The following is a 12001-nucleotide window of genomic DNA, read 5'->3' on the forward strand; positions in this document are numbered from 1 at the left end:
CTGCGAGTGCCCACACAGATTGTCTGATTAAGTTGTTAAAGAGCGGTGGCAACCGGCAAGTTCTTCCGGGTTGCGAGGCGGCGTATCTTACGCTTCCCTCTGTCAATGTCAAGCCTTATTTTTCAGGGCTTTCCATTTTGTCATCCCGACAGGTTTGTGTGTTTGCCGTGACAACGGATGCGCATTATAGGGAGTTTTATGATAGTAGCAATAGTTATTTTAAAAACACCGCCAATCGCTCAACTTTTCGTCAAAACAGTCTGTATTGTAGTTTTTTATCCTACTAAAAGAAAAAAGAGATGTTTTTTCCACCTCTTTTTATCTTTGTAAGATCTTTTTCTATTATTCCACGACAAATTATCAAACTGTTTGTGATGAAAACCGCCGCCAGTCTCTTATAACTGACGATTACTTATAAAAGTTCTTACTACGCAGACAACGCTATTGTTTTGCAACAATACTATTTTTTTCCAGATCTAAGGTCACTAATTCACCCGGAATCAATTTGCCAGAAAGAATCTGTTGTGCCAGAGGGTTTTCAATTTCTTGCTGAATGGCTCGTTTCAGAGGACGAGCACCATACACAGGATCAAAACCAGCCTCACTCAATTTCTCCAATGCAGAAGATGTCATCGTAACCGGATAACCACGTTCTTCCAGCCGCTGGTATAAACGCTGCAATTGAATATTCGTAATGGATACCAAATGTTCCTTTCCTAATGGGTGGAACACGACAATTTCATCGACACGGTTAATAAACTCAGGTCTGAAATGGTGACCAACTACTTCCATCAGCATATTTTTCATTCCTGTATAATCCAGCGAACCAAAACGTTCCTGAATCATATCGGAACCTAAATTAGAGGTCATAATCACAACTGTATTGCGAAAATCAACCGTTCTTCCCTGCCCATCTGTCAGACGACCATCATCCAACACCTGTAATAAGATATTGAAAACATCTGGATGGGCTTTTTCCACTTCATCCAGCAATATGACTGAATAAGGACGGCGGCGTACCGCTTCAGTCAGATACCCTCCTTCCTCGTATCCAACATATCCGGGAGGAGCACCCACTAGCCTTGAAACTGAGTGTTTCTCCATAAATTCCGACATATCGATACGAACCATTGCATCATCACTGTCGAACAAGAAATTAGCCAGTGCCTTGCACAATTCTGTTTTACCTACTCCCGTTGGCCCCAAAAACATAAAAGAGCCAATGGGACGATTAGGATCAGATAATCCAGCTCTGCTACGGCGAATGGCGTTCGATACGGCATTCACAGCTTCGTTCTGCCCGATAACACGTTTATGCAACTCTTGTTCCATGCGCAACAATTTATCTTTTTCACTTTCCAACATTCTGGATACAGGAATTCCTGTCCAGCGAGCAAGAGTTTCAGCAATTTCAGCATCAGTGACTTTATTGCGCAGCAATTTCATATGACGATTTTCTGCTGTTGTTGCCGTAGCCAAACGTTTTTCTAATTCCGGAATTTTTCCGTACTGAATTTCAGACATTTTGGCTAAGTCGCCACTACGGCGAGCTTTTTCTAATTCAATGCGCGTATTTTCTAACTCTGCCTTGATATTCTGAGTACCGGTGAGTTCAGCTTTTTCTGCTTTCCATTCTTCTTCCAGCTCAGAATATTCGCGTTCTTTTTCTGCCAGTTCTTCGCTTAGCATTTCTAAACGTTTTTTACTGGCATCATCTAATTCTTTTTTCAGCGCCTGCTGTTCAAGTTTCAATTGAATAACACGGCGTTCAAGACGATCCAATGATTCTGGTTTAGAGTCCATCTGCATACGCAGACTGGCCCCGGCTTCATCAATCAGGTCAATTGCCTTATCTGGCAACATGCGATCAGAAATATAACGATGAGATAAAGTTGCAGCAGCGACAATTGCCGGATCGGTTATCTGTACATGATGATGCAGCTCATAACGCTCTTTTAGCCCACGCAGAATTGCAATAGTGTCCTCAACTGTGGGTTCTGCGACATAAACTTTCTGGAAGCGGCGTTCCAAAGCTGCATCCTTCTCAATATACTGCCGATATTCATCCAGTGTCGTCGCTCCCACACAGTGCAATTCACCACGTGCCAAAGCAGGTTTTAGCATGTTACCGGCATCCATAGCACCTTCAGCTTTACCAGCTCCTACCATGGTATGCAATTCATCAATAAATAGGATGACTGAACCTTCTTGTTTAGCCAGATCGTTTAAAACACCTTTCAGACGTTCTTCAAATTCACCACGGTATTTTGCACCTGCTAACAACGCCCCCATATCAAGAGACAGAACACGCTTGTTTTTCAATCCTTCGGGAACTTCGCTATTGACTATACGTTGCGCCAAACCTTCAACAATGGCAGTTTTCCCTACCCCTGGTTCACCAATAAGCACAGGGTTGTTTTTAGTTCGACGCTGTAACACCTGAATCGTGCGGCGAATTTCTTCATCGCGTCCAATAACAGGATCTAATTTTCCTTGTTCAGCACGTTCAGTCAGATCAATTGTATATTTCTTTAATGCTTGGCGCTGATCCTCTGCACCTTGATCATTTACTTTCTCACCACCACGCATTTGTTCTATTGCCTTAGTGACTTTATCTTTAGTTACACCGACAACTTTAAGGATGTCACTTAATGTTCCACGTTCCTCTATCGCTGCCAAAATAAAGAGTTCAGAGGAAATAAAGTTGTCCTCTGCTTTTTGCGCAAGTTTGTCGCACAAATTTAAATAACGCCCAAGCTCATTGGATACCTGTACATCTCCACCACTGCCTTCGACTTTCGGCAATCGATCTAGAACTAGGTTAAGTTGATTATTGAAACTAGCTGTATCCACCCCAACCGATGTCAATAAAGGACGAATGGAGCCGCCTTCTTGATTGAGCAATGCGAACATCAAATGGATAGGCTCTATGAATTGATTATCACGCCCTAATGCAAGAGATTGGGCATCAGCGAGAGCTAGCTGGAATTTGTTGGTAAGACGATCCAGACGCATAACACCTCCAATACTGGTCAGAATTTGCTACTGGAGATTAAATAAGGTCATTTCTTAAATATTCAAGGTCTTCTGAAAAGTTAATTGGAAACTTACCGCTATACGCCAAAGATCGTCCTGTGGAATAGATTATCTCAACCAGATTAAAGTTGCCATTCGTCCGGTGTTACCATCACGACGATAAGAGAAAAATCTTTCTTTCTCCGTCATAGTGCATGCGGCCCCACCAAAAATGTCTGTTATTCCGACAGACTGCAACTTTAATCTAGCCAGTAAATAAATATTTGCCAGAAATTTATCGCCATAAGGTATGAAAGCTTGCCCCAGCTCAGGGTTGGTCAACATAAAGGCTTCCCTGACTTCAGCGCCTACCTCAAATTTATTAGGACCAATAGCTGCCCCCAGCCATACACGAATCATTTCAGGTTTCGCGTTAAATTGAGATACAGTATTTTCTAATACTCCATCACATAATCCACGCCACCCAGCATGAGCTGCTGCAACTTCATCTCCGTAAATGCTGCAAAACAAAACTGGTAAACAATCTGCTGTCATCACAGCACAAACCTGCCTGGGGACATTTGTGTAAACAGCATCAGCCTGATTATTTCCCAGTAACTGACCCTCAAGCCTGATAACACGTGTTCCGTGTACTTGTTCCAACCAAATTGGTTGCTGTGGCAAATGAGCATATTCAACCAGGAGTTTTCTATTTCGCTCTACACATTCTGGTTCATCCCCAACATGACTTCCCAAATTAAGGCCGTCATAAGGGGGCAAACTTAAACCTCCCTCGCGGGTTGTACTACAAGCAGCAACATTCTCAGGCTGTGGCCAATCGGGAAAAATCAGTGGTGTCATTTACTTACAAATCCATTTCATCTTTGAAAGCTTCAGCATCCGCTTTCATCACTTCAGCAAGTTTAACCATGTCATCTGGTAATGGCGCATTCCATTCCATCTCAATTCCAGTAATCGGATGGTAAAGGCGCAACATGGTGGCATGCAATGCTTGGCGATCAAAGTTGCGCATTACTTCTCGAAATTCGTCCGATGCCCCTTTTAAAGGACGAGGACGCCCGCCATACAATGGATCACCAACCAAAGGATGCTTAATGTGTGCCATATGTACACGGATTTGGTGTGTCCTGCCCGTCTCTAAGCGTAAACGCAAACGGGTATGTGCCCGGAAATGTTCCATAACACGATAATGGGTAATTGCGGGTTTTCCCATAGGATGTACGGCCATATGCGTTCTTTTGGTTGAATGGCGAGAAATAGGCTCTTCCACCATGCCTCCTGCCGTCATACATCCCAAGGCAATGGCTTCATATTCACGGGTTATTTCACGCAACTGCAAAGATTCCACCAGACGGGTTTGGGCTGGCACGGTTTTTGCGACAACCATCAATCCCGTTGTATCCTTATCAAGACGATGAACAATGCCGGCACGAGGCACATCCGCTATTTCAGGATAACGGTATAACAAGGCATTCAGTATGGTTCCGTCAGGGTTACCTGCCCCCGGATGAACAACCAAATCCCGTGGCTTATTGATAACCAGAATATCGTCGTCTTCATAGACTACATTCAATTCAATATCCTGCGGTTCCCAACGAGCATCTTCTTCAATGATAGCATTGATGGAAATTTCTTCCCCTCCGAGAACTTTTTCTTTTGGTTTATTAATTAATTTACCATTAACTTGAACTTTATTGTCCAAGATCCACTCTTTTATACGTGACCTTGAATAATCGGAAAACAATTCAGCCAAAGCTTGATCTAAACGTTGACCAAGCTGAGATTCAGCGACTATTGCGTTGAGTCGGATTTGTTGTGCCATATATAACTTCTATATTTTACGTTGAGTTTTGACGGCAAAGCCGTTTCATTTAAAATAGTGTGCTATTGTAACTCTATATTTTGCCGGGAGCTTCACGGACAGTCTCCCAGAAAACTCTCAGAGGATAATCAACACGTGATGATTCGCATGAAATATCTAGTGGCAGCGGCCACATTGAGCCTGATTTTATCTGGATGCTCCAGCAATAAGGATGCTGTTCCTGATATCCCACCATCTCAAATTTATTCAATCGGGCAAGAAAAGCTGCAAGAAGGTAACTATAAAGCGGCCATCAAGCAATTGGAATCTCTTGATAACCGTTATCCTTTTGGGCCGTACTCCCAACAGGTTCAGCTTGATTTGATCTATGCCTACTACAAATCAGCGGAATTCCCACTGGCTCTTGCATCAATTGACCGTTTCATTCGTTTGAATCCAATCCACCCTAATATCGATTATGTCTTATATATGCGGGGCTTGGTCTCACAGGCTCTGGATGACAGTGCACTACAAAGCTTTTTAGGTATTGATCGTTCGGATCGCGACCCTGAATATGCTCGTGCCGCTTTCCGTAATTTCAGTCAACTCGTTCGCTACTATCCAAACAGCCAATATTCAACCGATGCTACTAAGCGTTTAGCATTTATCAAAGAGCGTTTGGCCAAATACGAACTTGCAGTCGTGAAATATTACACTAAACGCAGTGCTTATGTGGCAGTTGTCAATCGCGTAGAACAAATGTTACGAGATTATCCTGATACTCATGCAACCCGGGAAGCACTTTCTTATATGGAATCAGCTTATAAGAAATTAGGACTGACAACTGAAGCAGGTAAAGTGACAAAACTGATTGCGGCCAATCCTGAATAAAATTTAAGATTATGATCAAAAACAGCAGCTTTTTGGCTGCTGTTTTTTATTCAGATATACCCATTACCTTTCAAGTTGCCATTTTGTTGGCGACACTCACTTTTATTTTTTCCGGTTATTCTCTTTTCAGGGTACATTTTTCAGAATACATTTTTCAGAATACATAGTTATCAATGTTCCCTGAAATTCCTTCCCTTGCCGTCTCGCAGCATCTTGAAATTCATTGGTATATTAGATTATTTTTCTAATATTTTTATATCTAAAATAGTTTACATAACGGCATTATCAACAAAATTGACAATACCATAACTGAACAATAATGACGCATTATGCTCCAATCCGCAACAAATATTCTCCACATCTTCCTTGAGTGTCACAATTCTGTCACTCAGTTCCTAAATCACCCAATAAAAGTGATTTAGATCATTCTTTTTACGTAAAAGAGCGGTATGCTGAATTCATCAAAGACGGAGTAACATTAAGAGGTAACTATATGTTAGTAAACATTACCAGCAAACAAATGGAAATTACCCCCGCAATTCGTAGCCACGTGGAAGACCGTCTAAGTAAGTTGAATAAGTGGCAAGTGACTTTAATTAACCCACACATAGTACTATCAAAAGAACCTCAGGGATTCTTAGTTGATGCCACAATTGGCATCCCAAATGGTACATTAGTTGCCAGTGCAAAACATGAAGATATGTACTCTGCCATCAACGAGCTACTGACAAAATTAGAGCGCCAACTTAATAAAGTACAACATAAATCAGAAGCTCGACGTGCAGATAACAGCGTTAAAGAATCAAACCTCAATTTAGAAGCATAACAAACATACTTATTTCTAATATAACGCGCTCAATGAGCGCGTTTTTTTACTATCCTTATATCCAATAACTGTCCTTACATACAATAATTGTATACGTTGAAACCAATAAGAATAAGGTAGTAGAGTAAAAAAATGAAGTTAACAACTTCCTTCTGTTGACACTCCACTCTAAATAGGTTAACTAAAGTACACTATTGAAACCACAAAGTAATGTGCTAACAAACAAAATGACTATCAACCTGTCTTTCTTATTTTTCTTTTTTTACTTTCTCATAAGGGAGTATTTCGTTTACAAAGAAATTAAGCAGACGAATAGAAACCTCCCTACTAACGGGAGGTTTTTTGTTTTATAGGCCATAAACTATACCCATAATACACTATACTCATAATAAGAATGTCAGGAACACGCTATGGAACAAGATTTAGTTAATTTACGAGAAAAGATTAGTAATATTGATGCTGAATTGCTGAACTTACTCGCTAAACGCCGACAATTAGCAACTAATATCGCCCAGACAAAACTTCTCGATCACTGTCCTATCCGAGATAAAAACCGTGAGCAGGAACTACTAAATGTATTAATTACAAAGGGTAAATCCCATGGATTAGATGGATTTTACATTACCCGGCTATTTCAGATGATCATTGAAGATTCAGTTCTTACTCAGCAAGCTTTGTTACAACAGCATCTGAATCAGACTCACTTTGACTCAGCTCGCATTACTTTTCTAGGGCCAAAAGGTTCCTATTCTCATCTTGCAGCGCGTCAATTTTCGGCTCGCCACTTTAACCAACTAATTGAATGCAGCTGCCACAAGTTTCCAGACATTTTTTCATTAGTTGAGATTGGGCAAGCAGATTATGGCATTCTGCCTCTGGAAAATACCAGCTCAGGGGCAATCAATGAGGTTTATGATTTACTGCAACATACACCTTTATCTCTTGTCGGAGAAATAACCCTGCCAATCAATCACTGTTTATTGATTACCGGACAAACTGATACCTCAAGGGTCAAAACGGTTTATAGCCACTCTCAGCCTTTCCAACAATGCAATCAATACCTCAATAAATATCCTCACTGGAATATTATCTATTGCGAAAGTACTGCGGCCGCCATGCAAAAAGTGTCTGAACTCAATTCCCCTGAAGTGGCAGCACTAGGCAGTGAGGCTGGAGGCGCGCTCTATGGATTACAAGTTCTCGAAAGAGATTTAGCGAATCAGCAAGATAATAGCACTCGTTTTATTGTTGTTGCCCGCAAACCGATTGAAGTATCAGAGCAAGTTCCCGCCAAAACCACGTTTATTATGTCAACAGGACAGCAAGCTGGTTCTTTAGTCGATGCACTTATTATTTTGAAGAAACACGATATTGTCATGAGTAACTTAGAATCTAGACCAATAAATGGCAAACCGTGGGAAGAAATGTTTTATATTGATGTGCAAACCAATCTGCGCTCAATTAAGATGCAACAAACACTTAAAGAACTAGCAGAAATAACGCACTTTTTGAAAGTATTGGGATGTTACCCATCAGAAAATATAGTTCCAATCGATCCTATCTAAGTAAAAAAACCGGATGTTTTCATCCGGTTTTAATTTATTAAATAATGATCAATAGCTTATATTCTACTGTCACTGGCTTGCTGCAAAAGCACTCGGCTTTCTTTCATAAACCGGGTCGCCTCATCTCCAAACCATTCGCTTACGTGTTTAAAACTCTCAATGAAAGCCAATTTATCCTGATTTTCTAATATTTCCAAAGCTTGAGCAAAGCGTTGGTGATAACGTCGTATTTGCTCAATATTTTCAGGGCTAGACATAATGATATCAGCGTATAACTGAGGATCTTGTGCGAATAACCGTCCTACCATCGCCAGCTCTAATCGATAAATGGGTGATGATAATGAAAGCAATTGCTGTAAATCAATATCTTCTTTTGCAAGATGTCGTCCGTAAGAAAAAGTAGTGAAATGACGCAACGCTTGAATAAAGCTCATATTCTTATCATGTTCATCTGCGCTGATTTGATGCAAACGTGCACCCCATACCAATATTTGATCTAAAAACCACTGATAAGCTTCTGGATAACGACCGTCACAATACACCACCACCTGTTTAGCACAACTACCTACATCAGGCCCAAACATAGGATGCAACCCTAAAACAGGGCCTTGGTGTACATCAAGCATCGCATTTAATGGCATGTGCTTAATGGAAGCCAAATCAACCAAAATGCAGTGTTTTGGCAAAGGAGGTAACCGTCGTATAACTTCTTCTGTCAAATGAATGGGAACACTGACCATAACCATTCCGGCATCTGCCAATATATGCTCGGCATTACTCCAATCATCGGTTTCAAGCACTCTAACTTCGTACCCAGAGAGCATCAACAAACGGCTAAACAGTTTTCCCATTTTACCTGAACCACCTACGATGACTACTGGTCCCAAATGAGTACAAAGTTTTTTGAAACCTTTACTGTTTTCACTGACATAGGATTCTCGCATTATACGACGCAGAATATCTTCAATTAAGTCAGGCGGAATACCTATATCTTCCGCCTCCTGACGACGAGAAGCCAGCATTTCAGCTTCCCTTTCAGGTGCGTAGATAGGCAAACCAAGTTGGCTCTTAACTTCACCAACTTGTGTAACTAAACTCATGCGTTTTGCCAACAAAGACAATAATGCTTTGTCTGCTTCATCAATTTGTTCCCTCAATTGTGACAATTCTGCGGCCATTTTCATTATCCTGCTTTTTCCATTATCATATTTCGATTTGCCAAATGTGGTGCAATTTGTTGGTGCAATTTTCTTAACACTTGCTCCGTAGTTTGCCAGTTAATACAAGCATCTGTTACTGAAACACCATATTTCATTTCAGAACGAAGCTGCTCTGAAGATTGGTTCCCTTCATTAAGATGGCTTTCCAACATAATACCGATAATAGATTGATTTCCAGCCATAATTTGTTCCGCAACAGAATCCACTACGATGCCCTGACGGCGAAAATCTTTGTTGGAATTACCGTGGCTACAATCAATCATCAATGATGGCGTTAACCCTGCTTTAATCATTTGGTGTTCACAATCAGCAACATGCTCAGCACTGTAATTCGGGGCTTCACCACCTCGCAGGATAACATGTCCATTAGGATTACCCTGAGTTTGCAACAAACAGACCTGACCAGATTGATTGATGCCCATAAAACGATGAGGCATTGCGGCTGCTTTCATCGCGTTAATCGCCGTGTTCAAATTCCCGTCAGTACCATTTTTAAACCCAACTGATACAGACAATCCCGATGCCATTTCCCGGTGGGTTTGTGACTCTGTCGTTCTCGCACCAATCGCTGACCAACTGAATAAATCGCCTAAATACTGCGGATTGTTAGGATCCAGCGCTTCATTCGCCAACGGCAATCCCATTTCGACCAAGTTTAATAACAGACGGCGGGCAATATGTAACCCAGCATCCATATCAAATGAACCATCCATATAGGGATCACTTATTAAACCTTTCCAGCCAACCGTTGTACGAGGTTTTTCAAAATAGACACGCATAACAATATACAGACAATCACTCAATTCAGCAGAGAGCGTTTTCAAACGACGGGCATAATCAAGAGCAGCATCCACATCGTGAATTGAACATGGGCCACATACCACTAGTAAACGAGGATCACGATGTTGAATAACATCCGCAATAGTATTACGCGCGTTCGTGATGGCATGTAGATCGTTGCTACTCAATGGGTATCTCTGTTTCAGTTCTTCTGGAGTAATAAGAACCTGTTCATCAAGAATATGAACGTTATTAAGAGCATCTTTTTGCATGATCATTTTTCTACCTGTCTTGTTATATCTATATTATGTTTTTTGAGTGTCTGCTGGATAACATACCACGCATCGTAAAGAATACAATCCAAACATGTAAATTAATTCTTTTATTTGTAAACTTAACTTTACAACAAGATTGGTGTTTTTGATACCGTACGTTCTGAAATAATTAATTACTATTTAATTTTATTAATGAATATATAAATAAATTTCCAAGTTAAATTTTTGTAAGTTTATTTTTACAATTTCACTCACAATATAAATATATTATTAATCATCTAAATCTTATTTATGGTAAATATAAATTTCTTTTAAAATCATCTAGTACTACAGTCGTACGCTTCATTGTGGCATGATAACCCCTGACATTTTTTCCTGAAAATACGGGGGAGGTGTTCAATGCACACACCTACCAAGGCCTGGGAACAGGAACTGCGCTCACTGCATACCCGATTAGCTCCCTTGTTTCACACCCCGACCCACAACAACGCAGCCTCGCTTATCTCCGGGGACTACTTCAGTGACGTTGAGCGTAAAAATGGCTGGCAACTGGCGGAATGGGCACGCATTCCGCTGGCGTACAACGTCAATACAGCAGCACCGCCGGGCGTGTCGAAAACAGTCAGACAGGCGTCTTTCTCTGTTATGCCGGTCAGGGCGGCCATGCCTTTATTGATGTGGCACACTAATTTTGGTCACCATTACAGAGGTGATATTCTTACCTCAATAAAAAATAGGTGACACTATGCAAAGACGTTTTAGTTCAGAATTCAAACTGGCATCCGCACTACTGGTGCTTGAACACAACTATTCTATCGCCGAGTACGTATTACCATGAAAGAGATCAGGTAATAACGGCGTTTTTCAAGGTAGTTGTCGCCTGATGTAATAAAATTACATTTATGCCGCTTCTTTTTCTGGATTTAGATAAACTTCCTGTATGTGCTCCCAGTTACGGATCTCTTTACTCCAGCGCTCCGGATGATATTGACGTGCGGCCAGATATACTGCTTTTCTGTTCAATAATATTTGGGTATCTATGCCCCGGTGACGTTCATCCGGGGTGACATACCTATAGCAGAATCAATATAATCAGACATAAGTCACATGCTCTGTAAACAGCTCATCAATAGAGCATCTTTCTCGTCTTCTTGTTGTTTTTGTTTCAGCCCATTTGTTTTCGATAGGATTTAAATCTGGGCTGTAAGGCGGAAGCCATTCTAACTGGCATCCGTGATCGGTTATCGCTTTTCGCGTGTCACCGCGTTTATGGAAAGGGGCATTATCCATCACAATCACTGTCCCCTTAGGGAGCTTCGGCAACAAATCTTGTGTCAGCCAGGCATGAAACACATTCGCATTAATGGTTCCGGCAAACAAACTTAAGGTCACAAAGGTATTTTTAATGATAGCACCAATGGCATTAATGCGGCCTTTGTGCTGCCAGTCATGTAAACCAAAACAGCGGGACCCTTTTAACGAATAGCCATGCGTACGTGGCATGGACTGCTCAAAGCCGCTTTCATCCAGATAAACAATCTGTTTGCCCGCCTGCTCATGATGGCGGATACGCTCGCCAAATACCTGACGAGCGTGTTCGTCAGCGG

10 protein-coding genes and 2 pseudogenes are annotated in these 12001 nt (G+C 41.3%); 5 read left to right on the top strand and 7 right to left on the bottom strand.

Features of this window, described 5'->3' with window-relative positions; translation table 11 throughout:
- On the top strand, positions 1 to 287 hold a 287-nt coding region (locus BM329_RS14860; protein ID WP_218153287.1), incomplete at its 5' end, for a hypothetical protein.
- Positions 288 to 441: 154 nt separating this feature from the next.
- Here the strand turns inward: BM329_RS14860 and clpB are convergent.
- The 3 genes from clpB to rluD all read right to left on the bottom strand — a co-directional run bounded on the left by clpB (position 442) and on the right by rluD (position 4858).
- Positions 442 to 3015 carry an ATP-dependent chaperone ClpB gene (gene clpB / locus BM329_RS13375; RefSeq protein ID WP_092554107.1) on the bottom strand — a complete coding sequence of 858 codons (2574 nt, stop codon included), beginning with the start codon at positions 3013 to 3015 and terminating at the stop codon, positions 442 to 444.
- A gap of 129 nt (positions 3016 to 3144) precedes the next feature.
- Positions 3145 to 3876: a purine nucleoside phosphorylase YfiH gene (yfiH, locus tag BM329_RS13380; protein WP_092554110.1), complete on the bottom strand. Its 732-nt coding sequence runs from the start codon at positions 3874 to 3876 to the stop codon at positions 3145 to 3147.
- Between the two features lie 4 nt (positions 3877 to 3880).
- Positions 3881 to 4858, bottom strand: a complete 978-nt coding sequence (gene rluD / locus BM329_RS13385; RefSeq protein ID WP_092554113.1) for a 23S rRNA pseudouridine(1911/1915/1917) synthase RluD — start codon at positions 4856 to 4858, stop codon at positions 3881 to 3883.
- A gap of 138 nt (positions 4859 to 4996) precedes the next feature.
- On the opposite strand from rluD, the gene bamD reads away from it, so the two are divergent.
- From bamD to pheA, 3 genes are all read left to right on the top strand, one after another.
- The gene (gene bamD / locus BM329_RS13390) at positions 4997 to 5728 is read left to right on the top strand and encodes an outer membrane protein assembly factor BamD (protein WP_092554116.1); all 732 of its coding nucleotides are present in this window, start codon (positions 4997 to 4999) and stop codon (positions 5726 to 5728) included.
- Between the two features lie 493 nt (positions 5729 to 6221).
- Positions 6222 to 6554, top strand: a complete 333-nt coding sequence (raiA, locus tag BM329_RS13395) for a ribosome-associated translation inhibitor RaiA (protein ID WP_092554119.1) — start codon at positions 6222 to 6224, stop codon at positions 6552 to 6554.
- A 410-nt stretch (positions 6555 to 6964) separates the two neighbouring features.
- The gene (pheA, locus tag BM329_RS13400; protein WP_092554122.1) at positions 6965 to 8119 is read left to right on the top strand and encodes a bifunctional chorismate mutase/prephenate dehydratase; all 1155 of its coding nucleotides are present in this window, start codon (positions 6965 to 6967) and stop codon (positions 8117 to 8119) included.
- Positions 8120 to 8175: 56 nt separating this feature from the next.
- Here the strand turns inward: pheA and tyrA are convergent, their stop codons facing one another.
- Together tyrA and BM329_RS13410 are read right to left on the bottom strand one after the other, a co-directional pair.
- Entirely contained in the window at positions 8176 to 9297 is a 1122-nt protein-coding gene (gene tyrA, locus BM329_RS13405; RefSeq protein ID WP_092554128.1) for a bifunctional chorismate mutase/prephenate dehydrogenase, read from the bottom strand.
- Between the two features lie 5 nt (positions 9298 to 9302).
- Complete coding sequence (locus tag BM329_RS13410) at positions 9303 to 10397, bottom strand: 3-deoxy-7-phosphoheptulonate synthase (RefSeq protein ID WP_092554125.1); 1095 nt, start codon at positions 10395 to 10397, stop codon at positions 9303 to 9305.
- A gap of 396 nt (positions 10398 to 10793) precedes the next feature.
- Between BM329_RS13410 and BM329_RS14545 the strand changes: the two are divergent.
- Positions 10794 to 11071: pseudogene (locus tag BM329_RS14545) on the top strand (IS701 family transposase); the annotation flags it as partial.
- A 223-nt stretch (positions 11072 to 11294) separates the two neighbouring features.
- On the opposite strand, the pseudogene BM329_RS15125 reads toward BM329_RS14545, so the two are convergent.
- Both BM329_RS15125 and BM329_RS13415 read right to left on the bottom strand, forming a co-directional pair.
- Positions 11295 to 11468, bottom strand: a pseudogene (locus BM329_RS15125) (IS3-like element ISGur5 family transposase); the annotation flags it as partial.
- A gap of 18 nt (positions 11469 to 11486) precedes the next feature.
- On the bottom strand, positions 11487 to 12001 hold a 515-nt coding region (locus tag BM329_RS13415), incomplete at its 5' end, for an IS630 family transposase (protein ID WP_245759041.1).

Origin of the sequence: Xenorhabdus koppenhoeferi, from assembly GCF_900116635.1 — a bacterium.
GTDB lineage: Bacteria > Pseudomonadota > Gammaproteobacteria > Enterobacterales > Enterobacteriaceae > Xenorhabdus > Xenorhabdus koppenhoeferi.

Bases quoted from the DNA above. Each gene is read 5' to 3' on its own strand.
- bamD (WP_092554116.1), top strand. From the start codon at position 4,997: ATGATTCGCATGAAATATCTAGTGGCAGCGGCCACATTGAGCCTGATT.
- tyrA (WP_092554128.1), bottom strand. From the start codon at position 9,297: ATGGCCGCAGAATTGTCACAATTGAGGGAACAAATTGATGAAGCAGAC.
- rluD (WP_092554113.1), bottom strand. From the start codon at position 4,858: ATGGCACAACAAATCCGACTCAACGCAATAGTCGCTGAATCTCAGCTT.
- yfiH (WP_092554110.1), bottom strand. From the start codon at position 3,876: ATGACACCACTGATTTTTCCCGATTGGCCACAGCCTGAGAATGTTGCT.
- clpB (WP_092554107.1), bottom strand. From the start codon at position 3,015: ATGCGTCTGGATCGTCTTACCAACAAATTCCAGCTAGCTCTCGCTGAT.
- BM329_RS13410 (WP_092554125.1), bottom strand. From the start codon at position 10,397: ATGATCATGCAAAAAGATGCTCTTAATAACGTTCATATTCTTGATGAA.
- pheA (WP_092554122.1), top strand. From the start codon at position 6,965: ATGGAACAAGATTTAGTTAATTTACGAGAAAAGATTAGTAATATTGAT.
- raiA (WP_092554119.1), top strand. From the start codon at position 6,222: ATGTTAGTAAACATTACCAGCAAACAAATGGAAATTACCCCCGCAATT.